The 23,349-nt window shown below is 67.4% G+C and carries 23 protein-coding genes; 14 read left to right on the top strand and 9 right to left on the bottom strand.

All coding sequences use genetic code 11. The features are described from left to right. From infB to VF665_RS16550, 6 genes are all read left to right on the top strand, one after another. Positions 1 to 1,832, top strand: a 1,832-nt coding sequence (gene infB, locus VF665_RS16575) for a translation initiation factor IF-2 (protein ID WP_331054558.1), incomplete at its 5' end; no start/stop codon positions are given. Positions 1,833 to 1,845: 13 nt separating this feature from the next. Continuing rightward, positions 1,846 to 2,127, top strand: a complete 282-nt coding sequence (locus VF665_RS16570) for a DUF503 domain-containing protein (RefSeq protein ID WP_331054557.1) — start codon at positions 1,846 to 1,848, stop codon at positions 2,125 to 2,127. 119 nt (positions 2,128 to 2,246) lie between these two features. Next, positions 2,247 to 2,825: a 30S ribosome-binding factor RbfA gene (gene rbfA, locus VF665_RS16565; RefSeq protein ID WP_331054556.1), complete on the top strand. Its 579-nt coding sequence runs from the start codon at positions 2,247 to 2,249 to the stop codon at positions 2,823 to 2,825. After that, complete coding sequence (gene truB / locus VF665_RS16560) at positions 2,822 to 3,712, top strand: tRNA pseudouridine(55) synthase TruB (RefSeq protein ID WP_331054555.1); 891 nt, start codon at positions 2,822 to 2,824, stop codon at positions 3,710 to 3,712. Before rbfA ends, truB begins: the two co-directional genes overlap by 4 nt. A gap of 2 nt (positions 3,713 to 3,714) precedes the next feature. Then, on the top strand, positions 3,715 to 4,680 hold the full coding sequence (locus VF665_RS16555) for a bifunctional riboflavin kinase/FAD synthetase (RefSeq protein ID WP_331054554.1): 966 nt from the start codon (positions 3,715 to 3,717) through the stop codon (positions 4,678 to 4,680). Next, positions 4,680 to 4,826 carry a hypothetical protein gene (locus VF665_RS16550; protein ID WP_331054553.1) on the top strand — a complete coding sequence of 49 codons (147 nt, stop codon included), beginning with the start codon at positions 4,680 to 4,682 and terminating at the stop codon, positions 4,824 to 4,826. The genes VF665_RS16555 and VF665_RS16550 overlap by 1 nt, the downstream gene beginning before the upstream one ends. Positions 4,827 to 4,838: 12 nt before the next feature. On the opposite strand, the gene VF665_RS16545 is transcribed toward VF665_RS16550, so the two are convergent. Continuing rightward, positions 4,839 to 5,069, bottom strand: a complete 231-nt coding sequence (locus VF665_RS16545; protein ID WP_331054552.1) for a hypothetical protein — start codon at positions 5,067 to 5,069, stop codon at positions 4,839 to 4,841. Between the two features lie 504 nt (positions 5,070 to 5,573). Here VF665_RS16545 and rpsO point away from each other — a divergent pair. The 5 genes from rpsO to htpG all read left to right on the top strand — a co-directional run bounded on the left by rpsO (position 5,574) and on the right by htpG (position 13,056). Then, the gene (gene rpsO, locus VF665_RS16540) at positions 5,574 to 5,843 is read left to right on the top strand and encodes a 30S ribosomal protein S15 (protein WP_331054551.1); all 270 of its coding nucleotides are present in this window, start codon (positions 5,574 to 5,576) and stop codon (positions 5,841 to 5,843) included. Positions 5,844 to 6,122: 279 nt separating this feature from the next. Beyond that, positions 6,123 to 8,279: a polyribonucleotide nucleotidyltransferase gene (locus VF665_RS16535; protein ID WP_331054550.1), complete on the top strand. Its 2,157-nt coding sequence runs from the start codon at positions 6,123 to 6,125 to the stop codon at positions 8,277 to 8,279. Positions 8,280 to 8,712: 433 nt separating this feature from the next. Next, positions 8,713 to 9,801: a serine hydrolase domain-containing protein gene (locus VF665_RS16530; protein ID WP_331054549.1), complete on the top strand. Its 1,089-nt coding sequence runs from the start codon at positions 8,713 to 8,715 to the stop codon at positions 9,799 to 9,801. Between the two features lie 332 nt (positions 9,802 to 10,133). Continuing rightward, positions 10,134 to 10,808, top strand: coding sequence for a hypothetical protein (locus VF665_RS16525; RefSeq protein WP_331054548.1), 675 nt, complete (start codon positions 10,134 to 10,136; stop codon positions 10,806 to 10,808). Positions 10,809 to 11,031: 223 nt separating this feature from the next. Beyond that, complete coding sequence (gene htpG / locus VF665_RS16520) at positions 11,032 to 13,056, top strand: molecular chaperone HtpG (RefSeq protein ID WP_331054547.1); 2,025 nt, start codon at positions 11,032 to 11,034, stop codon at positions 13,054 to 13,056. Positions 13,057 to 13,186: 130 nt separating this feature from the next. Here the strand turns inward: htpG and VF665_RS16515 are convergent, their stop codons facing one another. The 7 genes from VF665_RS16515 to VF665_RS16485 form a co-directional block, all read right to left on the bottom strand. Further along, positions 13,187 to 13,822, bottom strand: coding sequence for a hypothetical protein (locus VF665_RS16515; protein ID WP_331054546.1), 636 nt, complete (start codon positions 13,820 to 13,822; stop codon positions 13,187 to 13,189). 587 nt (positions 13,823 to 14,409) lie between these two features. After that, the gene (locus VF665_RS16510) at positions 14,410 to 14,709 is read right to left on the bottom strand and encodes a hypothetical protein (protein ID WP_331054545.1); all 300 of its coding nucleotides are present in this window, start codon (positions 14,707 to 14,709) and stop codon (positions 14,410 to 14,412) included. 611 nt (positions 14,710 to 15,320) lie between these two features. Beyond that, positions 15,321 to 15,800 (bottom strand): hypothetical protein, encoded by a 480-nt coding sequence (locus VF665_RS16505; protein WP_331054544.1) that lies wholly within the window; start codon positions 15,798 to 15,800, stop codon positions 15,321 to 15,323. 139 nt (positions 15,801 to 15,939) lie between these two features. Further along, positions 15,940 to 16,812, bottom strand: a complete 873-nt coding sequence (locus VF665_RS16500; RefSeq protein ID WP_331054543.1) for a hypothetical protein — start codon at positions 16,810 to 16,812, stop codon at positions 15,940 to 15,942. A 342-nt stretch (positions 16,813 to 17,154) separates the two neighbouring features. Continuing rightward, positions 17,155 to 17,460, bottom strand: a complete 306-nt coding sequence (locus VF665_RS16495) for a hypothetical protein (RefSeq protein ID WP_331054542.1) — start codon at positions 17,458 to 17,460, stop codon at positions 17,155 to 17,157. 349 nt (positions 17,461 to 17,809) lie between these two features. Next, positions 17,810 to 18,295: a hypothetical protein gene (locus VF665_RS16490; RefSeq protein WP_331054541.1), complete on the bottom strand. Its 486-nt coding sequence runs from the start codon at positions 18,293 to 18,295 to the stop codon at positions 17,810 to 17,812. Next, a complete protein-coding gene (locus tag VF665_RS16485) occupies positions 18,295 to 20,019 on the bottom strand; it encodes a hypothetical protein (protein ID WP_331054540.1) in 1,725 nt (574 codons plus the stop codon). The genes VF665_RS16490 and VF665_RS16485 overlap by 1 nt, the downstream gene beginning before the upstream one ends. A 494-nt stretch (positions 20,020 to 20,513) precedes the next feature. Between VF665_RS16485 and ald the strand changes: the two genes are divergently transcribed. The 3 genes from ald to VF665_RS16470 all read left to right on the top strand — a co-directional run bounded on the left by ald (position 20,514) and on the right by VF665_RS16470 (position 22,626). Then, on the top strand, positions 20,514 to 21,626 hold the full coding sequence (gene ald / locus VF665_RS16480) for an alanine dehydrogenase (RefSeq protein WP_331054539.1): 1,113 nt from the start codon (positions 20,514 to 20,516) through the stop codon (positions 21,624 to 21,626). A gap of 122 nt (positions 21,627 to 21,748) precedes the next feature. Continuing rightward, on the top strand, positions 21,749 to 22,186 hold the full coding sequence (dut, locus tag VF665_RS16475; protein WP_331054538.1) for a dUTP diphosphatase: 438 nt from the start codon (positions 21,749 to 21,751) through the stop codon (positions 22,184 to 22,186). Next, entirely contained in the window at positions 22,183 to 22,626 is a 444-nt protein-coding gene (locus tag VF665_RS16470; protein WP_331054537.1) for a hypothetical protein, read from the top strand. The genes dut and VF665_RS16470 overlap by 4 nt, the downstream gene beginning before the upstream one ends. Before the next feature lie 168 nt (positions 22,627 to 22,794). On the opposite strand, the gene VF665_RS16465 is transcribed toward VF665_RS16470, so the two are convergent. Continuing rightward, positions 22,795 to 23,349: aminotransferase class V-fold PLP-dependent enzyme (locus tag VF665_RS16465; protein WP_331054536.1), on the bottom strand; the 555-nt coding region annotated here is incomplete at its 5' end.

Genomic DNA, 23,349 nt, shown 5'->3' with positions numbered 1-23,349 from the left:
AGGAAGCCACCCAGGTGCGGGTGAACGAGTTCCTCACCGTGGCCGAACTGGCCGAGCTGATCGACGTGCCGGCCAACCAGCTCATCGGGTCGGCGTTCAAGAACCTGGGGCTGATGGTCACCATCAACCAGCGCCTTGACTTCGACCAGATCGAGCTGCTGCTGGACGAATTCGGCTTCGAGGCGGTTCGCGAAGAAGAGTACGGCGCCGACATGGAAGAGGCCGTGGAAGCGGACCTCGAGGCCGACCTGCAGACCCGTCCGCCGGTGGTCACCGTCATGGGCCACGTGGACCACGGCAAGACCTCGCTGCTGGACTACATCCGCAAGACCAACGTCATCGCGGGCGAGTCCGGCGGCATTACGCAGCACATCGGCGCGTACCACGTGGAGCTTCCGGGCGGCCGCAGCATCGCCTTCCTGGACACCCCCGGCCACGCGGCCTTCACGGCCATGCGTGCCCGCGGCGCCGAAGTGACGGACGTCGTCATTCTGGTGGTGGCGGCGGACGACTCGGTGATGCCTCAGACCATCGAGGCCATCAGCCACGCCCGCAACGCCGGCGTGCCGATCGTCGTCGCGGTGAACAAGGTGGACCTGCCGGACGCCAACCCCATGAAGGTCAAGCAGGACCTTCTGCAGCACGGCATCGTGCTGGAAGACTTCGGCGGCGACGTGATGAGCGCCGACGTGTCGGCCAAGCGCGGCCTGGGGATGGACGACCTGCTGGAAAAGGTGCTGCTGCAGTCCGACATCCTGGAGCTGCGCGCCAACCCCGACCGCGAGGCGGTGGGGACGGTGATCGAGGCGCAGCTGGACGTGGGCAAGGGCCCCGTGGCCACCGTGCTGGTGACCAACGGCACCCTGCGCGTGGGCGACCACGTGGTGTGCGGCATGTACAGCGGCCGCATCCGCGCCATGCTGGACGAGCGCAACCGTCCGGTGGCCAAGGCCGGACCGGCCACTCCGGTCCAGATCCTGGGCCTGCCGGGCGTGCCCGGCGCGGGCGACCAGCTCATCGCCATGCCGGCGGACCGCGCGGCCGAAATCGCGCAGACCCGCCAGCGGCTGGAGCGCGAAAAGCGCATGCGCATCAAGAGCCGCGGCGTGAAGCTGACGGATCTGAGCAAGATGCTGGCGCGCGGCGAGCAGGCGCAGCTGAACCTGGTGATCAAGGGCGACGTGGACGGCTCCGTCCAGGCGCTCTCCGACGCCCTCGAGCAGCTGTCCACCGGCGAGGTGCGGGTGCAGGTCATCCACCGCGGCGTGGGCGCCATCAACGAGAGCGACGTGCTGCTGGCGTCGACCTCCACGGCCATTGTCATCGGCTTCCACGTGCGCCCCACGGGCGAGGCGCGGACGGTGGCGGAGCGCGAGGACGTGGACATCCGCCTGTACAACATCATCTACGAGGCGGTGGAGGAAGTCCGCTCGGCGATGGAAGGGCTGCTGTCTCCGGAAGAGCGCGAGGTCATGCTGGGCACGGCGGAGGTCCGCCAGCTCTTCAAGGTTCCGCGCGTGGGCACGGTGGCCGGCTGCATGGTCACCAGCGGCGTGCTGGACCGGCGCGGCAAGATCCGGGTGGTGCGCGACGCCGTTCAGGTGTACGAGGGCGAGCTGGAAAGCCTCAAGCGCTTCAAGGACGACGCCCGCGAGGTGCGCGAAGGCTTTGAGTGCGGTCTGAACATCCGCAACTTCAACGACATCAAGGTCGGCGACGTGCTGGAGTGCTACCGCGTGGAAGAAGTGGCGCGCACGCTGGCGGGTGCCGCCGCGGCTTCGGCCGCGGCCGCCGCCGAAGCGGCCGCCGACAAGGCGCGCGACCGGGCCTGATCCGGACGGCGCCATGGTGGTGGGCGTGGTGGTGTGGGAGCTTCAGATCCCCGGGTGCGCGTCGCTCAAGGACAAGCGCCAGGTGGTAAAGAGCCTCAAGGACCGCCTCCACGCCCGGTACAACGTTTCCGCGGCGGAGACGGCGCACCAGGACCTGCTGCAGCGGGCGGAGATCACGGTGGCCGTGGTGAGCACGGACCGCAGGCACGCCCAGTCGGTCCTGTCCTCCGCCGACGGCCTGGTGGAGGGCGAGGGCCGGGCGCGGATCATCGATTCGTACACGACGTTCTACTGACGGCGGGGAGGCCAGCGGACGGGCGCGGGGGGTGGCGGCAACGGCTTTGCTGTTGATGGCCGGCCTCCGGGACCCCGTTCCGGCCTCCCCGCCGTTTCTTTCTTTTGCCAGGCAGACTCATGCCCAAGTTCAGGCGGACGGACCGCATCAACGAGCAGCTCAAGCAGGAAATCAGCATCCTGGTGCGGGACGAGGTGCGCGACCCCCGCGTGGGGCTGGCCACCATTACGGCGGTGCAGACGTCGCCGGAGCTGGACCACGCCAAGGTGTACTTTACGGCGCTGGGCGAAGAGGACGAGCGCAAGGAGATCCTGAGCGGGCTGCGCAGCGCGGCTCCCTTCATTCGCCACGAATTGGGCAAGCGGCTGCACATGCGCCGCATCCCGGAGCTGCACTTTGAGCTGGACCGGGTGCTGGCGGAGGCCATGCGCATCGAGCTCCTGCTGGCCCACGCGCGGTCCACCATGGGCACGGAGGAAGGCGCCTCCGCGGAGGCCGAGGCGGCGCGCGCGGACGACGAGTTCGCGGACTCCGATACGCTCGACGGCGCCGACGCCGATTCGCTCGCCGGCGGTGAGGATTCGGGCGAGCCCGTCGACGGCGCCGGTTCGTCCGATGCCGGCGGCGATGCGGCGGACGCCGGTCCGTCGGGGGACGGTGGGCGGGGGCCGGGCGCGGACCGGGACGCGGACGCGTGACGGCAATCCCGCTGAACGGGGTGCTCGCGCTGGACAAGCCGGTGGGGCCGACATCGCACGACGCGGTGTCGGCCGTTCGCCGTGCCCTGCACACGCGCGCCGTGGGGCACACGGGCACGCTGGACCCGTTCGCCTCCGGGCTGCTGCTGGTCTGCGTGGGGCCCGCCACGCGCCTGGCGGAGTACATCACCCCCCTGCCCAAGACGTACGTGGCCACCATCCGCCTGGGCGCGGCGACGGACACGGACGACCACACGGGGACCGTGATCTCCACCTCCGGCGCGTGGCGCGACCTGTCCGCAGCCGCAGTGCAAGACGCGCTGGCGGTTCAGGTGGGGACGATCGAGCAGGTGCCGCCGGCGTACTCCGCCAAGAAGGTGGATGGCGAGCGGATGTACGCCGTGGCGCGGCGGGGCGGCGAGGTGGAGCGCACGCCGGTGACGGTGACCATTCACGCCATCCGCGTTCTGTCGATCGACCTTCCCGACGTCGTCGTGGAAGTGGAGTGCGGAAGCGGGACGTACATCCGCGCCATCGCGCGCGATGCGGGCGACGCGCTGGGCGTGGGCGGGCACCTGACCGCGCTGCGCCGCACCCGCATTGGCCCGCACGACGTCGATCGCGCGGTGCGGATGGAGGCGCTGGACGACGAGGCCGGCGCCGCCGCGGCCATGATCGCCCCCGCGGAGTCCGTCTCGCACCTGCCGCGCGTCGTGGTCGATGACCATGGGCGCGCGGAACTGGGCTTCGGGCGGGCGGTGGAGGGCGGGGCGGAGCTGGCGGAAGGTACGGCGGTGGCCATCGTGGACGAATCCGGCGTGCTGCTGGCCATCGGGCTGGCGGCGGGCGGGCGGGTGCGCCCGCGCAAAGTCCTGGCGGGAGGCTGACCGTGCCGCGTCCGCAACCCGCCGAGTTCGCCATCCACCCCGCGCTGGCGCCGCCGCTGCCGCGCGACGGGCGCCCCGCCGTGGTGACCGTGGGCACCTTTGACGGCGTGCACCGCGGGCACTGGGAGGTGCTGCAGGAGATCCGCCGCCGCGCCGAGGCCGTGGGCGGGCGCAGCATTCTGGTCACCTTTCATCCCCATCCTCTCCGCGTCGTGCGCCCGGAGCACGCGCCCCCGCTGCTGACCACGCTGGCGGAAAAACGCGAGATCCTGGCCGAGTCGGGGCTGGAGTACGTGGTCTACATCCCCTTCACGCGGACGCTGCAGCACTACCCGGCGCGCCGCTTCGTGCACGAGATCCTCATCGGGCGCATCGGGATGCGGGAGCTGGTGATCGGGTACGACCACGGGTTCGGGCGCGACCGCGAGGGGAGCGTGCAGACGCTGCGGGAGATCGGCACGGAGGCGGGGTTCGCGGTGGACGTGGTGGACGCGTTCCACAGCAGCGGCGAGGCCATCAGCAGCAGCCGCATCCGCCGCCTGCTGGGCGAGGGGCACGCGGCGGCGGCGGGGCAGCTGCTCGGCCGTCCCTATTCGGTCAGCGGCGTCGTGGTGCGGGGCGAGCAGAAGGGGCGCGAGCTGGGCTTTCCCACCGCCAACATCCAGGTGGCGGACCCGGAAAAGATGCTGCCCAGGGAGGGCGTGTACGCCGCGCGCGGATGGGTGCGGGGCCAGCGGATTCCCGGCCTGCTGCACCTGGGCCCGCGGCCGACGTTCCCCGGCTTTGCGCCGACGATCGAGCTGTACCTGATGGACTGGTCCGGCGACCTGTACGGCGAGCAGGTGCGGGTGGAGGTGGTGGAGCGCATTCGCGACATCCGCCCGTTCCCCTCGGTGGAGTCGCTGATCGAGGCGATGCGGGAGGACGAGCGCGCCGGCCGGGGCATGCTGGGCCTGCCGCCGCGCTGATGGAGTTTCCCGGGCTGTTCAGCTGGGGGCTGCTGCTGAAAACGGCGGCCGCGCTGATGGTGCTGCTGCTGGTGGTGACCCTGCGCGTCCTGCGGGGGCGCGCGTCCCTGCGGCAGCCGCTGGACGAGGACGACGAGCTGCGCTGAAGGCGCGGCGGATCACTCCGCCGCGCCCGCCCGGGCCGCCGCCCGCCCGATGATCTCGGGCGCGAACCCGAACTCGCCGAGCTGCTCGGGCGTCCACCCTTCGCGCAGCATGGCCACCGCCTCCTCTTCGATCCACGCCCTCAGCTCCGCCTCTTCGCGGTACGCCACGGACTTCCCGTCCACGGCCTCGCGCTCCTGCGCGGACAGTTCGGCGGCGGCGCGGCGGGTTTCGCGCCGGACCATGGTTTCCTCCCACTGGGTGCGCATCTGCTTGAGCCGCGCAACCCGGCCGCTTGAAATCGCGAGGCGCTCCATGGGACCGGTCGCGCGCGGGGTTCCGGAATCTGCTGCGCTCGGCGCGGGGTCGTTCTGATTCCAGTTCATGCCACGTTCAGTCTTCGGAGCGGCGGGGGGCGGCGCCTGGTGCGCGCGCCCGCTTCGCTTTCTGGCACGTTCACGGAGGGAACCCATCTCCGGTGCCGCCCCGCACGTGCAAGTCCCGGTCCCCGTGCACCATCCGGCCTTGTCACTTCTGGCGGGTTCCGGATCCGTGTCGTGCGGATCCCCGCCGCCCCGGCGCATGCGTGGGCGGGGCGGGACTGCTCCGGAGCCGCGCGCCGGGCGGTTGCGCAAAGCGGACACGGCGGGTATATTCCCGGGCTTGCTTGTTGATCCGCTCGGATATCACTGTCTGATTGGATCGGCTGACTTCCTGACCAGCGCAGACTCTTCTGGAGGCTCCGATCGATGGCCATTACCGCCGAACAGCGCGACGAGATCGCGAAGAAGTACCAGCTGCACGAGAACGACAAGGGCAGCACCAAGGTGCAGATCGCGCTGCTCACGGCGCGCATCAACGACCTGACCGGTCACTTTCGCGCGCACAAGAAGGACCACCACTCGCGCCAGGGGCTGCTCAAGATGGTGGGCCAGCGCCGCGCGCTGCTGGACTACCTGCGCCGCAACGACCTGGACGGGTACCGCGCGCTCATCGCCGACCTGGGTCTGCGCCACTGAGCATTGGGGTGGCGGGCGGACGCGGCACCCCCGGGTGGATGCACGCTGCTGCGTGCGTCCGCGCCGCGGCGCCGTGTACGCGCGTCAGCCCGCGCGCCCCTGAAGGCGGCGCGAACGGATAGAAGGAAACAGGCCGGCCGCACGGGATTGCCCCGTGTGGCCGGCCTGCGTTTTTGCACAGCGGCGACGAAGTGAACATCAAAGCGACCGGGCTCCGTCTGCGGGGGAGCGCTGCCCGGAGTGCGGCCTCCCCCGAGCAAAACCAACGAGGAAAACCCAATGGCAAAGCTGGAAAGACAGTTCGCGGGACGCCCGTTCATCATGGAAGCGGGCAAGATGGCCCGGCAGGCGGACGGCTCGTGCACCGTGCAGTTCGGTGAAACCATGGTGCTGTGCACCGCGGTGGCCCAGGACCACCCGACCCACCTTCCGTTCTTCCCCCTGACGATCGAGTACCGCGAGCGCACGTACGCCGCCGGCAAGATCCCGGGCGGGTTCATCAAGCGTGAAGGGCGTCCCTCCGACAAGGAGATCCTGTCGGCGCGCCTCATCGACCGCCCGCTTCGCCCGCTGTTCCCCGACGGCTTCTACAACGAGACGCAGGTCTTTGTCTACGTCATCTCCGCCGACCAGGAGAACGACGCCGACGTGATCGCGCTCACCGGCGCCTCGCTGGCGCTGAACATGAGCCGCATTCCGTTCGCCGAGCCGGTGGCCGCCGTGCGCATCGGCCGCATCCAGGGCCAGTGGGTGCTGAACCCCACCTTTGCCCAGCTGGAGTACAGCGACCTGGACGTGATCGTGGCCGGCAGCGCCGACGCCATCCAGATGGTGGAGGGCGGCGCCCTGGAAGTGCCGGAGGAAGAGATCGCCGAGGGCCTGGTGGTGGCGCACGCCGCCATCAAGGAGCTCATCGGGCTGCAGAAGGAGATGCTGGCGCAGCTGGACGTGCCGGCCAAGATGGAGTGGACGCCCCGCGAGGTGAACCCGGAGATCCGCGCCGCGGTGGAAGCCGCCGCCGGCACCCGCGTGGCCGAGGCGCTCAAGGTTCCCGGCAAGCACGAGCGCGCCGACGCGCTCAAGGCCATCCGCACCGAGATCGCCGCCGCGCTGGCCGAGCAGTTCCCGGAGAGCGACAAGGACGTGGGCAGCGTGATGAAGGATCTGGAAAAGCGCGAAACGCGCGAAATGATCCTGAACACGGGCACCCGCTCCGACGGCCGCGGCACCGACGAGGTGCGCCCCATCAGCATCGACGTGGGCGTGCTGCCGCGCGCGCACGGCTCGGCGCTGTTCACCCGCGGGCAGACGCAGGCGCTGGGCGTCACCACGCTGGGCACGCAGGGCGACGAGCAGGCGTTCGACACCATCGACTTCCCCACGCAGCAGAAGAAGTCGTTCATGCTGCACTACAACTTCCCCCCGTTCAGCACGGGCGAAGTAAAGCCCATGCGCGGCACCAGCCGCCGCGAGATCGGCCACGGCGCGCTGGCCGAGCGGGCGCTGGAAGCCATGCTGCCTCCGTTCGACGAGTTTCCGTACACCATCCGCGTGGTGAGCGACGTGCTGGAAAGCAACGGCTCGTCGTCCATGGCGACGGTGTGCGCGGGCTCGCTCTCGCTCATGGAAGCGGGCGTGCCCATGCGCGCGTCGGTGGCGGGCGTGGCCATGGGGCTCATCAAGGAAGGCGACCGCGTGGCGGTGCTCACGGACATCCTGGGCTCCGAGGACGCGCTGGGCGACATGGACTTCAAGGTGGCGGGCACCCGTGAGGGCGTGACCTCCATCCAGATGGACATCAAGATCGAGGGGCTCACCATTGAGCTCATGCGCGAGGCGCTGCAGAAGGCCAACACCGCGCGCATGCACATCCTCGACAAGATGGACGCGGTGCTGAGCGAGGCCCGTCCGGAGCTGAGCCAGTACGCGCCGCGCATCATCACCATCAAGATCGACCCGGCCAAGATCGGCGAAATCATCGGGCCCAAGGGCAAGACGATCCGCGGCATTCAGGAAGCCACGGGCGCCACGATCAACATCGACGACGACGGCACCATCACCATCGCGTCGGTGAGCGGCGAGGGCGGCGAGCGCGCCCGCCGCATCATCGCCGGGATGACGGAAGAGGCCGAGGTCGGCAAGATCTACGAGGGCCAGGTCAAGAGCACCACGACCTTTGGCGCGTTCGTGGAGATCATGCCCGGCACCGAGGGGCTGCTGCACATCAGCGAGCTGCAGGCCGGCCGCGTGGAAAAGACCGAGGACGTGGTCAAGAAGGGCGACGTGGTGCAGGTGAAGCTCCTCTCCATTGACGAGAAGGGCCGTCTGCGCCTGTCCCGCAAGGCCGCCTTGGCGGAGCTGGCCGGCAACGGCGGCAACGCCACGGACGGTGCCAGCGGCGGAAGCGCCACGGGTGCGCCGGCCGCCGGCGCGTAACGCGCTTTCGGCTGGATGGATGGTTGGATGAGAGGCCCCCGCCCGGTTCGCCGGGCGGGGGCTTTTTTCGTGGGGAAGTACGAGAGTACGAGAGTACGAGAGTACGAGAGTACGAGAGTACGAGAGTACGAGAGTGTTGCCACCGGTGTGGACTGGGCGGCAACATTGGGTTTGAAAGCGGAGTTCCGCGCGTCCGCCTGCCCAGAGCGAATGAATTCGCCGCTGGAAGCGCACGAAGTCCACCTTGGTGGACTGGGGCGGATGCTTCGGTGTGTGAGGCGCGGAATTGCGCGGCCGCGGCGCATCGCAGGTTCCAGAGGTGGAACTTCCAAAGGTGGAAGTTTGATGTGCTGGAGTAATACTCCCAACCACCGCCTCCGCGCTCGATGGGCGCCGCGCGAAACTGATCCGGTGTGCGTGCGTACGGACAGGCATGATCAATCGAATCGCAATCGGGGCCGCCGTGGCGGCGGGGGTGGCGGCGGGCGCGGGGCCCGCGGCGGCGCAGGGCGAGAACGACGTGAACGCATTCGCCGTGGAGGTGGACTCGCTGCGGCAGGCGGCCCGCATTCCCGGGCTTTCCCTCGCGGTGGTGCGCGACGGGCAGGTCGTTCTGGCGCGCGGGTTCGGGTACGCGGACGTGGAGGCGCGCGTGCCCGCCACGGAGCACACACCGTACAACATCGCCTCGGTCACCAAGACCATCTCCGGGGTGCTCGCCATGCGCCTCGTGGAGCAGGGCCGGCTGAACCTGGACCGGCCCATGTCCGGCTACACCGGCTGGGACGAGTTCTGTGCCGACGCCGTCGCGGAGGGGCCGGCCATCTTTTTCCGCGACCTGAAGTGCGACCAGCCCATCACGCTACGGCAGGTGCTGGGGATGCGCATCAACGGCACGCCCGGCGAGCGGTTCTACTACAACCCGATCGCGTTCTCCTGGGCCTCGCGCCCCATGATGCAGGCGACAGGGCGCCCGTTCAGTGACCTGGTGGCGGACGAGATTTTTCGCACCGCGGGAATGACGGAGTCGGCACGCCAGCACCGCGCGCTGCCGCTGCGCCCCGACCTGGCCGCGCGGCTCGCCCAGCCGTACCACGTGGATTCCGCGGGGGCACTCGTCCGCTCCGAGCAGCCGGGGCCGCAGGGGGACGGCGCGGCGGGCGGGGTGATTTCCACCGTGGCGGACATGGCGCGCTTTGACGCGGCGCTGGACGGCGGTTGGCTGATTTCGGACGCGTCCCGGGCTGCCATGTGGCGCGCGGGGCGGAACGCGGCGGGGCAGGCGCTGCCGTACGGCGTCGGCTGGTTCGTGCAGGAGGTCGGCGGGCGGCGCACGGTGTGGCACACGGGGCTGTGGGACGGCGCCTACTCCGCGCTGTACCTCAAGCTCCCGGACGAGCGGTTGACGCTGATCCTGCTGGCCAACAGCGAGGGGCTGCGGTGGGACAAGGCGCTGGACGAGGCCGCCCTGGAGCGCTCCCCCTTTGCCGCTGCCTTCCTGCGCCGCTTCCCGCGGCGCTGACCGGCATCGGCTCACAACGGACCGGCGGCGCGGGGCGATTGCCCCGGCGCCGCCGATTGCGTTTCTTGATCACGGTCCGGCCGATGCCGGAACTCCGCCGATCATCCCCGTCCATCCTCCGCTGATGCCCAGCGGCTGGAGATCCGCTTGGGCGTGCCGCCGTTCGCGGCACCGGGTCCCCACGCGGTTGCGAAGACGACCTGCTGCGCAACTTTGGCGCGGAGTACGAGCGTACCGCGATGCCGTGCGCTGCTGGATTCCCAGCGTGGTCCCGTTCCGCGCCGCGGACGACGGAGATCCCGGCGGCCCGTGCACCTTCACGACGTCCCGACATGATCCAGGAAACGATTCGGCAGATCACCGCGGAAGAGCGGGACGCGATGCCCGTCCCGCTGCCGCCCCGCTGCATCGCGCCCCGGTCCCCGGGGTTCCGGGAAGAGGCGTGGATGCTGGGCGTCGGAGCGCTGGTGCTCGCGGGGATCGTCGTGATCCAGGGCGTGCCCCGCGGAGCGCATGCGGCGGGTCTGTTCTCGGCATCCATGGTTCCCGTCGTCCTGTTCGTCCGTGCGTACGTCAGGGATCTCCGGTTCCGCCGGGCGCATCCGCCTGTGCTGGTGCCCGCCACGCCGCCGCCTCCCGGGGTGCGCGAGGACGGGCGCGTCGTGGTGAAGCGGGTGACCGCGTGCGCCGTGGTGGAGATCGAGGAAGTGGAGGATGAGGGGCGGGGATGGCTGTACGACCTCGGAGACGGCAGGGTGCTCTTTCTCAAGGGCCTGGACTATTCTCCGCTGGATGACGACACGCCGTGGCCCAACACGGAGTTCGAGATCGTCCGCGGCCTGGTGGATCGCGAGTTCGTAGCGATGGCGTACCACGGCCGGGCCCTCGCGCCGCTCCGCGTCATCCGCCGCGACGAATACGACGTGCAGGCGATGTGGGACGAGCGTGAGGAGGTGATCGAGGGGACGCTGGAAGAGGTGATCCGCACACGCGTCCTGAAGCGCTGAGCGCGGGTCCCACCCGCGCAGCCCCGGGGCGGCCTCCACATGAAAAAGCGCAGGGTCCTCTGCAATTTCGCTGTTTCCACGATTGCGCCGCGCGCAACGGACTCGCGGAATAGCCGCCACTTGATGCGCGCGCGGCGGGGTTGCTAGATTTTCGGGCTCCCCGCGGCCGCGGGGCTCATCGACGACGTACACGTTCATCCGAACGCAGCGACAGGAGGGCAGTGTGGCGGAGCAGGCGCAGCAGTTCACCTTTCAGGCTGAGGTGCAGCGGCTTCTGGATCTGGTGATCCACTCGCTGTACACCGACAAGGAAATCTTCCTTCGCGAACTGGTCAGCAACGCGTCCGACGCCATCGACCGGCTTCGCTTCGAGGCGCTCACCCGGCCCGGTCTGCTTCCGGAGGGGCACGAGCCCAAGATCCGCCTCGTGCCCGATGCGGACAAGCGCACCCTGACCATCGAGGACGACGGAATCGGGATGACGCGCGACGAGGTGGTGCAGAACATCGGCACCATCGCGCGCTCCGGGACCCGCGAAGCCTTGGCGCAGCTGAAGGACAAGGGGGATGGCGCGGCGCAGCTCATCGGCCAGTTCGGCGTGGGCTTCTACTCGTCGTTCATGGTGGCGGACCGGGTGGAACTGGTCACGCGCAAGGCGGGAACGGAGGAGGCGGTGCGGTGGACGTCGTCCGGCGACGGATCGTTTTCCGTCACCGACGCGGAGCGCGACCGGCCGGGCACCAGCATCACGCTGCACCTGAAGGCGGTCGACAGCGAGAACGGCATTGAGGACTACACCGAGCGGTACGTCCTTTCGCGCATCGTTCGCCAGCATGCGGACTTCATCACCTATCCCATCGTTCTGCCGGGCGAAAAGACGGAAGATCTGGCCGACCCCGCGCCGGAAAAGCCGCTCAACTCCATGAAGCCCATCTGGGCGCGGCCGCCGTCGGAGGTCACCAGGGAGGAGTACGCGGACTTCTACAAGCAGATTTCGCACGACTGGTCGGAGCCGCTGGAGACCATCCACACCCGCGTGGAGGGGATGGTGGAGTACCAGGCCGTGCTGTTCATCCCCTCGACCGCGGGGATGGACCTGTACTACGCCGGCTTCAAGCCCAACCTGCGCCTGTACGTAAAGCGCATGCTGGTGCGCGAGAACAGCGAGGAACTGCTGCCGCGGTGGATGCGCTGGGTGCGCGGCGGCGTGGACAGCCCGGACCTGCCGCTGAACGTGTCGCGCGAGATGCTGCAGAGCGACCGGCACGTCCGGCAGATCCGGCGCGCGCTCACCAAGAAGGTGCTGGATACGCTCAAGAAGCTTCAGGAGAACGACCGCGCGAAGTACGAGACGTTCTGGCGTGAGCTGGGGCGGGCGGTCAAGGAGGGCGTGGACAGCGACTTTGAGAACCGCGACGCGCTCCTGGGCCTGCTGATGTTCGGGTCGTCGCGCGAGGCGGAGGCGCTGGGAACGCTCAAGGAGTACGTGGAGCGCATGCCCGAGGGCCAGAACGACATCTGGTACCTCACGGGCGCCAGCCGCGAGCAGATCGAGAACTCGCCCGCGCTGGAGGCGTTCCGCGACCGCGGCTGGGAGGTGCTGTACCTGACCGACCCGGTGGACGAGCTCGTCGTGCAGTCGGTCACGGAGTTCGAGGGCAGGAAGCTGCGCAGCGCGGGCAAGGGCGCGGTGGAGCTGGACGGGGCGGAAAAGAAGGAAGCGTCCGACGAGCAGAAGAAGGAGTTCGAGCCGTTCCTGGAGGCGCTGCAGAAGCGCCTGACCACGTGGGTCAAGGAAGTGCGCCTCTCCGGACGCCTCACGAAGTCGCCCGCGGTGCTGGTGGTGGCCGAGCACGACTACTCGCCGCAGCTGGAGCGGCTGATGTCCATGGGGCGCGGCGACGGCATCCGGCAGCGCCGCATTCTGGAGCTGAATGCGTCGCACCCGCTGGTGCAGGGCCTCCGCCGCCGCTTCGACGCGAACGCGGAGGATTCGGTGGTGGGCGACTACGCCGAGCTGCTGCTCGGGTGGTCGCTGCTGGCCGAGGGCTCGGAGCCGCACGACCCTGTGCGCTTCACCCAGCTCGTGGCCGGGCTGATGGAGACGGGGCTGGACGCCGCGCCGTCGTCGCCCACCGCGTCCGCTGACGCGCCGGCGGCGGAAGCGTCGTCCGGCGACGCGGGTTCTGCCGACGCCGCCGCGGGTGAGCAGAACACCACGTCGGAGGCTGCCACCAGCACGGTGTGATGGACAGGGGAGGCCCGGTGCGGGCCTCCTCGCCGGGACGATTCGCCTGCATGCCGGAAGCCCCGATCATGGACGTCACGTCCGTGATCGGGGCTTCTTCTACCCGGAGGCTAGTCAAGTTCGCGACGCCTCATTGAGTGGGCTGCTCCGTATTGCGCAGCACACACGCGGCGAGGTCGCGGATGATCGCGCTGTCGCCAGCGTCTCCGGAGATCCGCCTCATCGCCGCCGCGATCTCGGCGCGAAAGCCGGGAGGCATTGGAAACGTAGCGTTGTAACCCGAGTGAAGTACGTAGTCATATTGGCAGAACCGGCCAACGGGTCGCGCAGCGAGTTGGGAGAAGCGGCCGTACAGCAGCACATCCGAATTCATCTGTCGCATGGCGACCTGGAGCCCAATGATACGCGGGACCAGGGGAAGGCTGCGGTTGCCCGCCAGCGAGAGGGCAGTCCGAAGGATGGCCGGGTGCCGCGTTGTGGAACTGGTATAAAAAATGGAGCCGAGCAGAAGGGTGTCCGAAACGGCGGGCACCTTCCGTAGCGCCTCTGCGAGGGCGAGTGCACCGCGCTCGCCGCATTCCAGCAGTGCCGCGTTCTGAAATGCCCGGGCAAACTGCGCCGAGTTCGCCGTGGCCCCGGCATTTGCAACAGCCTGATCACATTCGCGTGCTGGCGGGGGGACGCGATCCCCCCGGCCCTGCGCCGAGGCTTCCATCCCACACGCCACGGTTGCGATCGCAAGGACGAGTACCGTCGTTTTTCTCACGTCAGCCTCCGTAGCACTTCCTGTTCACCGGAGCAACTCGGATCCAGCGCGTCCGCTGCACCTTGGCTGGCGGCCGCAAGGACGCACACCGCGACGGCGACCAGCATACCCAAGAGTCTCACGAGAGCACGCATCGAGTAGATCCTGTGTTGAGGCCTTCGACTGATTTCGTCGTCACATTTGGGGACGCGCTATTGTGCTATGCAGAACCCGCCGTACAGCCCCTGGCTCGACAGCCCGTTGCGCCCCACCCAGACCTCTCCCGCGACAACCCTGCGTGCGCACCAGCACCATGACGTCCCGCCGGCGTCCGCCGCCTGAAACCCGAACACCTCGGTGGCGGGAGACGCCTGACCGTTCCAGCGGATCCAGTGTGGATGCGCCGGTCGACGTGCGCGATTCCACCGCGCTGTATGACGTGAGCCCCTGCCCGGGCGTCACGCCGTAGGGATACGGGTTTTCCTGCACCTGCATGGTTCCCGTGATGCGCAGGAGCGTGTAGCTGTATGCCGCCAGCGGGATGGGCGACTGCACATCGGAAGCGCACGCGGTTCAGCGGTTGCTTCGACTGGACGTCGAGCACGTCGTCAGATCATCCAGACCTGCAGCAGCTTGAAATCCGAGGAGCGAAGCACGAACAGAGGGGCCCACTCGGAGCGAAGGGCGGCCGGCGAACCCGGGACTGGATCGAACAGCACGAGGATGTACGGCCCAAAAGCCATCACTGCGTGCTCGAAGTTCCCTGCCTGGATGGACGACGAGAATACCGAGTCCCTCTCCTGGATGAGCGACAGAGTCGAATCCAGAGCGGCTGCACAGACAGCGCTGTCCGTGACAACAGAACGCGGTGCGGTTGCGGGAAGCTGGGGAATGAGAGTATCCCGCATGTACGAGTACTCAGATTCAGCGAAGTACGGCTGAACCACCCGAAGGACACCCTGCGCACGAGCGGCGGACCCACAAGGAGAGGCAGAAGAGCCCCCATGGGTGGGGGGCGCGCCGTCTGCAGCGGCCGCCGCGCCGAAGCACAACAACGCAAGAACGAGTGTCAGGATTCTCATTTCGTTACGCGGGGCAGGTAGTGGACCGACGCCAAGTGTCGAAAGGATCGCCGAATGATTCACCCACATCGATCCGATGCACATGCTTGCCATCGATGATACAACCTGGGATTTGCCAGGCGGTGTCGGCGAGTGGGGCGTAATCGCCGCCGCTGGGCCCATCGCCGAAGTTGGCTCCAAAGCCGTTGGCACCGTGAGCGGCGCATGAGGCTGCGGGAGCTGTATTCGGCAGCTGAGCGTGCGTGTGGATGGAGGCAACCAGCCGGCCTTCCACGTGGGTACATGCGCAGGCGCCCGCTCCGCCGCGGGACGAAGGTGCAGGCCGTGAGGTTGCCACAAGCAAGAACGCTGTCGCGTGCATGATCGGGGCTCCTTTCCGTGCACACCGCCGTACAGTCTCTGCTTCGTGGTTGCCCGCCGCTGGACTGGCGTTTTCCTCAGCCGGAGACGTTGTCGAGAATACATTGCGCGGCGGACTTCACAGCCGGCGGTGCGCCTGCGTCGTTGAACACCCGTTGCGCTGTGTCGCGAATGCGCGCGCGCACTCCCGCCGGAACTGGAGCGCCCTCGTAAGGAAAGTCGTAGCCCCGGCGGTACACGACGCAGCCACGCCGCCGCCGCCCGGCCATCTCCAGTCCCTGCCCCAAGGCGGAGATGTCGGCCGAATACCGCGGCTGGCCGATCTGCAGCAGATAGCGAGCGGCATACATTCGGGAGATTCGCGACGCGTGCTTGTCCTCCACGATGTTCAGCGCGAGGCCGACGATGCGCCCGTCCCGCAGCCACTGGGTATCTCGCCACATTCGATCTACAACGGCGGAGTCGGTTGAGGCGCGAAGGCGAGCCAGTCCGCCACCCAGGGCGTGACCCCAGGCATTCGTGCCGCAGTGTCCGACCTTCTGCAGCGCGGAATCCACCGTAGCCGGTGTACCTCCCTGCGCCACGATCGCTACGACACGCGGGCAGAACGCCGGAGTGCCAGCGGACGCGGGCTGCGCTGGCAACGCCGGCGCGGCGAGCACGAGACTCAGAAGAAGCAGGCTACAACGTTTCATTTTAGGAAATCGTGTGGAAGTTGCATGTGACCAGCAGAACGTCCTTACTGTCCCAGACCGCTTGCAGACTGTCGATCTGCGTGATCAACGGGGCGAGCAACCGCTGGTCCAGGAGTGTTTGCGACAGTAAGAAAGCTGGGTCGTACACGGCTTCCCGTTCGGCCACACGGGCAGCGTCTGGCGACGTAAAGAAGGACGCTTCGATGACGAAATGCTCATGCTCGTGCGCGATCATCTGATTGCGAGCCGAATCCATGAAAGTATGATCGCATCGTCCGGGTCCGCCGACCTGTGCCGCATAGAATGGATCGCCGGGGAAGAATCCTCGATTGTGTAGAATGCGGGGAATCCGGGTTACTACCGGCGGGCCATTCAAGTAGATCCACCCCGCGTTCGGCCCGGTTCCCTCACCGTAGGTCGCCCCGATCTCAGCTGGCTTCATCGCACCCACCACTCCATGCGTAAGCATCGGATTCGCAGTACTTACGGGTGGGTATCGCAGCTCAGCGGTCGTGATTACCGCCTGTGGTTCTGCGGGATATTGAAGCCGGCCGGTCCATGTTCGCGGGGTCACGGTAACGCTGGCCGTCCTCACCGGATGAGGCGCCCCGTTGAGTGAGGCGCTGAGGCGCGTAGTTCCGCTCACCACCATCTCTCCTTGCCAGGTGCTCCCAGTACCAGCCTCCGCCGGGATGACGTTGCCCAGAGAATCCGTGAAGCTCCACGCAATGTTGGAGAGCGTGCCGCTCGGGTATGCACTTGCCGTGCAGCTCATGGATTGTCCGCGCTCCACGCTGTCAGGGCACTCCAGCCGCAGTTCCGGCTCCTGCACTTTGACGATGAAGTCGCGGGCCTCCACGGTGGTGCCTTCCACGGCCGTGTACATCCGCAGGCGGCCGCTCTTTCGCGGGACGAAGGTGCAGGCGATGCTGTCCCCGCAGGGCAGCGTCTGCGATTCCAGTGGGCCCGTGGGTGTCGGGTGTCACGAGGATTGAAGTTCCACTGGAACTCCTGCCCGAGTTCACGACGCGTGCTGCCGGCCAGCGGGGAACGACGAGTCCGCCAGAGAGGTTGAAGTACAGAGGAACAGAGAAACGCCAGAGAAACACAAAACCGAACGACTGCCTTCTCTGTATCTCTGGCTGTTCTCTGCTCCTTTGTACCTTTCCGGTCCGCTAGACGCCAAGACCAGGAACGCAGATCAGGGCTCTACACGCTACATCAAGATGTTGTCGTGGAGAACCTGCAGTGTTGATGCATCCAGAATCCAGACCAGCGTCCGTGCATCGTTGACGATTCCAGAGGTGGAAGTCGTCGCGTCGATCACGGCAACGGCGTAGTACTGGCCGAGCCGAACGATGGCGAGACGGAATGGGAATGGAAGCCGGGACAGTTTGGGCCCGGCTACGTTGTACACGTCAGTACAGATCTGGGGGGCGGTTACGGGTTCGATCACGGCCGAACTGTCGACCCGTTGCAGGTCGAGACGACCCCGGAATTCGGCGTCTGCGGAATGCACCACCCGTGAAACTCGGCTTCAGGTCACGCATGTACACGAGCACTTCCTGTTCACCGGAGCAACTCGGATCCAGCGCGTCCGCCGAACCTTGGCTGGCCGCCGCAAGAACGCACACCGCGACGGCGACCAGCATACCCAAGAATCTCACGTGAGCACGCATCGAGTAAATCCTTGTCAAGACGTTCGACTGATTCGTCACACCGGGGGACGCGCGATTGCTCTCCCAGCAATGAAAAGTGGCGGTTTGCGGTCGGCAGGTTGCTGGGCAGAAAAACCCACTGGCTAGTGGAATACCTCCAGATTGGCTGCCGGCAGCACCGCGCACGACGGGCTCCGTTTGGCGACGCGGCACTCAGTACAGAAAGCGGATCACGGCCATTGAACCTGCGTCCAGAACGAACAAAGGACTCCTCGAGCTTCCAAGACCAGTGATCGTTGTGCTTCCGTCCTGATTGTGGGTGACGGACACGTGTGAGCCCGGCATGCTTCCATCGGTGATCTCGACAGCGAGATAGGGTCCGAATCTGTACACGGTAGCCTCATACGCACCTTCCCGTCCCGCCGCCCAGGATCGGAAAGCTCGTCGCATGCGAGGGATCACGACATCGAGCACTGCTTGGCAGACCGAGTCGTCGCGAACCACGTACTGTGTATCGGCCGCAGTGAGAAGTCTCACGTGCGGACCACGGTTCTCGGTCTCGTCCGGATCGTAGAACATCGGTGCAAGATCGCGGAGGTTCTCATCCGCATCGGGTGCCGTGAGACTACAATTCTGGCCGAATCCTTTCGCAGGCAACAATCCAAGCATCAGGACACAGGCAGAAAGCAATTTGTGCATCAGGGCCTCCAACAGGTTTGGTCGCGGTTGAATCTGCGGGATCTTAGGGATCTGTGGCCGAAACGGTATACGTTATCAGGATCGACGATATAACCGGGGATATACCGTTCGAGTACCCGCCGGAGCGTACGCGCGGTCTGCCGATCACGACGGCTCGGACCGTCCTGGGCTTCATGACCGTTTTCTTCCACATCAGGACATGACCCGTCCGGCGGTATCGGTGTTCCACCGTTATCAGGATGTGTGTGTATGAATGCAACAAGTCTGTACCCCGCGGGGATTTTGACGGATGTTACCGATGAACATCGTGTGGATGGCCCATCGTATGGAACGAATGTGTAGTTTTCGTCCTTGGACAACACCAATGAGCCTTGTTCCACACGGCCAGGGCCTGGGTCGTCCGCGTTGCTGTTGGCCCATAGCTGGCGAAAGTTGGCCTGAAACGCCGCGTCGTTCAGAAAAGGGTCATCGGTTTCACCGGCGAGGAAATTACATGCAACCTCGATACGAACCCTTCCCTGCTTCGTGATGCCGCCCACAAGCGCCTCAACTGCAGCCGTCCCCGTTTCAGCAGGCTTGAACTGCCACTGCTTCAGGTCCCCGCTCTGAGATGCAGGTTGTGCGCTTCCGGAGAAGGACCAGTTCTGGACAACAAAGCTGGTGGCTGAAGTGGCAGGCTCCAGCCGCGCTGTGCAGGTGGCCGTGACGCCGCTCGGGACCTTGGCTGGACATTGCACAACCACTTCCGGCTCTCTCACCTTCACGATAAAGTCGCGGGCCTCCACGCTTGCGCCTTCCACGTGCGTGTACAGGCGCAGGCGGCCGCTCCGCAGCGGGACGAAGGTGCAGGCGATGGTGTCGCCGCACGGAAGCGTCTGCGATTCCACCGGGTTGGGGGTGGCGGTGGTGTCGCCGGGGTAGAAGTTCCAGCGGAACGCCTCCCGATTTCCCATCGCGTTGCGGAACCGCAGGCCGCCCCACGTCGCCGCCCTGAACGTGCCCGGCGTACCCGTGGCGACCGCCGCCGGTCCCTCGATGCGCAACGGCTCCATGACCTGGGTGCCGGTCACCGTGTGCGACTGGCTGATCCAGAAGTCCTCGATCGTGATGGGGTACCAGTCTTTGGGCTGGACGTCGCTCGCCGAGCAGTACGGGTGGTCGGCGATGCAGAATCCGGTGAACATGCGCGTGTTCGACATCCCGTTGCGCCCCACCCAGACCTCACCCGCCGTACCCTGCGTCCGCACCAGCACCATCACATCCCGCCCGTCCTCCGCCGCTTGAAATCCAGATACCTCGGTGGTGGGATACGCCTGCCCACTCCACCGGATCCACACGCGCGTCGCGCCCCCGCTGGTGGACACGCGTGATCGCACCGCGCTGTATGACGCCAGCCCTTCTCCGGGCTTCACGCCGTAGATGAAGGGGTTCTTCTGCACCTCCATCGTTCCCGTGATGCGCAGGAGCGTGTAGCTGTAGGGCGCCAGCGGGATGGGCGCGGCCGCCGGTTCCTGGTACGTCGTGATCTTTCCCGGGTTGGCCATGGGGGTGGGCGCCGCATAGCTGCCGAGCACCGTTGAGCCGGCATCACGAGAAGGACCGTCCAATTGTGGCTCGGCCGACACTGGCGGCGCCGTGGGGTCGCGCAGGTCGCACGAGGCGAGGGCGAGCAGGACCGCAGCGAGCCATTTGACGGACGCGGTCCGATTTGTTCTTCGCGCCATGGGTTGTAAGCGTGAGACTGCGGGGAAGTCCCGGGTGGCTCCGGACGCGCGCCGCTGGAATGCTCGCAGAAGCGTCGGGAAGAGGTTCCGAACGGGAGGTGGGGCAATGATAAACAGATGTCCCAAAGCGGGCAAGCCTTTCGCAACCTGCAAGATGTTGTGGCGAAAGGAGATACTGTACTTTCTGCGTCCGCCTCCCGTAGCGGTGTCTTCCTTGGAGGATGGGCAGCCGGGTCGGGCGCTCACGGGTACGGGGCTCACGTCGAGGAACTCGCGCGAAGGCCGAGACGAACCGGACGACGGGGAGTTCGCGGCGGGAAATCCCTGTGGGGTGATCCGCAGGCTGGCGGGGGAACGGGCCGGTGGGGTCCCCGCGGCGTGTCACCTTTGCGTCACACTCGCCAAACGCCGCCCGCGGTGTATATTGTGCGCCGCGCCCGATGAGTGAGCGGGCCTCAATCGCACGACCGAACTCCCCGAACCCGCTGCTGACGATGCTGATCGGCGTTCCGAAGGAAATCAAGACCAACGAAAACCGCATCGCCCTGGTGCCCGCCGGGGCCGAGGCGCTGGTGACCGCCGGCCATCAGGTGATGGTGGAGCGCGGCGCCGGCATGGGCAGCGGCTTTACGGATGAGCAGTACACGGCCGTGGGCGCCACCATCCACGACGTGGAAGAGGTCTGGGCCCGCGCCGAGATGATCATGAAGGTCAAGGAGCCCATCGCCGTGGAGTACGCGCGCACGCGCCCCGGCCAGCTCCTGTTCACGTATTTCCACTTTGCGGCCGACGAGAAGCTGACCCGCGCCATGATCGACTCCGGCGCGGTGTGCATCACCTACGAGACGGTGCAGCTGCCCAGCGGCGAGCTTCCGCTGCTGACGCCGATGTCGGAAGTGGCGGGCCGCATGGCCATTCAGGCCGGCGCCAAGTACCTGGAGCGCTACTACGGCGGCCGTGGCATGCTGCTGGGCGGCGTGCCCGGCGTGGCGCCCGCCAACGTGCTCGTCATCGGCGGCGGCGTGGTGGGCACCAACTCGGCCAAGATGGCGGCCGGCCTGGGGGCCCGCGTCACCATTCTTGACACCTCGCTGGAGCGCCTGCGCTACCTGAGCGACGTCATGCCGGCGAACGTGGAGCTCATCTACAGCAACCGCCACAACCTGTTGGAGAAGCTGGCGCTGGCCGACGTGGTGGTGGGCGCGGTGCTGCTGCCGGGCGCCAAGGCCCCCAAGCTGATCAAGCGCGCGGACCTCAAGGAGATGAAGGCCGGCTCGGTGATCGTGGACGTGGCGGTGGACCAGGGCGGCTGCGTGGAGACCATCCGCCCCACCACGCACGAGGACCCCATCTACGAGATCGACGGCGTGATTCACTACGGCGTGGCCAACATGCCGGGCGGCGTGCCGCGCACCAGCACGCTGGCGCTCACCAATGCCACCTTCCCGTACGCCATGCGCCTGGCGCGCCTGGGCTGGAAGGAAGCCTGCCGCCAGGACAAGGCGCTGTCGTTGGGGCTGAACGTGGTGAACGGCCAGGTGGTGTACGGCGGCGTGGCCGAGGCGTTCGACCTGCCGCTGGTGGACGTGGCGTCGGTGCTGGCGTAACTGCGGGAAGGGCAGGGAATAGGGAATAGGGAATAGGGAATAGGGACTGCCCTGATCCCGGATCGATGGCCCCCGCCGGCGAACGTGCCGGCGGGGGCTCCTCACATCCGAACGCGCCTGCGATGATCGTTCGATTCAAGAGGCTGGACGGAAATCCGGACCTGCCGCTGCCCTCGCGCGCCACACCGGGTTCCGCCGGATACGACGTGGCATCGGCGGAGCCGGACTTCGTGCTGGAGGCCGGGGCGCGGCGGCTGGTGCACACCGGGATCGCCATGGAGCTTCCGGACGATGTGGAGTGCCAGGTGCGACCCCGCTCCGGGCTGGCGTTGCGGCACGGGCTCACGCTCCCCAACACGCCCGCCACCATCGACTCCGACTACCGCGGCGAGCTCAAGATCATCCTGTGGAACGCCGGGCCGGAGCCGGTGCCCATCACCCGGGGGATGCGGATCGCGCAGCTCGTCTTTGCCCGCTTCCTGGTGCCGGACGTCGAGGAGGCGGACGAACTCGGGGGGACGGGGCGCGCGGGCGGCGGCTTCGGGTCGACGGGGACGTGAGCGGCGCGGACCGGCTGGCCCTGCTGCTTCACTTCGCCGCGACGGGGATAATGGTCGGGGTGATCTGGTTCGTGCAGGTCGTCCACTATCCGCTGTTCGCGCAGGTGGGGCGCGACGGGTTCGCGGAGTACGAGGCCGAGCACTCGCGCCGCACCACCCTGGTCGTCGTAACGCCGATGCTGGTGGAGCTCGCGACCGGCGCGTGGCTCGTGTTCCGCACGCCGGCCGGGATGCGGCGCGCGGTGTTTGTTGCCGGATTCGCGCTGATCGTGATTCTTTGGCTGTCCACGTTTCTGCTGCAGGTGCCCCGGCACGCGGTGCTTGGGCGCGGGTGGGACGAGAGGGCGCACCGTGCTCTCGTGGCCACCAACTGGATCCGCTTCGTGGCGTGGACGGCGCGGGGGATGCTGCTGCTCTGGGCGCTCGGCGGCGTGCTCTGACACGGTGAAGGGGCGGAACACGAGGAAGGCCCGGCTGTGAGCCGAGGACAAACAGCGAAATTGCAGAGGAACAGAGAACAGCCAGAGATACAGAGGCCCATTCCTCTGTTCCTCTGGCCGTTCTCTGTTCCTCTGTACTCCTCGCTTTTGACGGCGCCTCGGTGCGCCTCAGCCCCGGAGGGCGGCGATGAACTTCCGGTTCTCGGCGGGCGTGTTGTAGAAGTGCGGGCTGACGCGCACGTAGCCGGCGCGGTGGTCCACGATGATGTTCTTGTCCGCCAGGCGCGCCACGGCGCCGGGCGCGTCGTCGTGGCGAATGAGGACGATGCCGGAGCGCCGCGCGGGGTCGCGGGCGATCTTCATCTCAAAGCCCGCCTCCTCCGCCAGCGCCACCACGTCCGCGGTGAGCGCGGCGATGCGCTCGTAGATGCGGTCCTGGCCGGCCTCGGCAAAGATCTCCAGCCCGCCCAGCGCCGTGTAGACGGTGGGGACGGCGGGGGTGCCCATGCTGAACCGGCCGGCGTCGTCGCGGAACTCCAGTTCGTCGTTGCGGAACTGGAACTGGTCGCGCGCGCCGAACCATGAGGCGATGGTGGGGCGCAGCTCGGCGATGCGCTCCTGGCGCACCCAGAGGAATGCGAGGCCGGGTCCCCCGCAGAGCCACTTGAGCGGGCCGGCCACGTAGATGTCGGCGTCCACGGCGCGCGGGTCCACGCGGATCTG

It is taken from the genome of Longimicrobium sp., from assembly GCF_036387355.1.
Taxonomy (GTDB): domain Bacteria; phylum Gemmatimonadota; class Gemmatimonadetes; order Longimicrobiales; family Longimicrobiaceae; genus Longimicrobium.
This window is presented reverse-complemented; position numbering and strand designations above follow the sequence as displayed.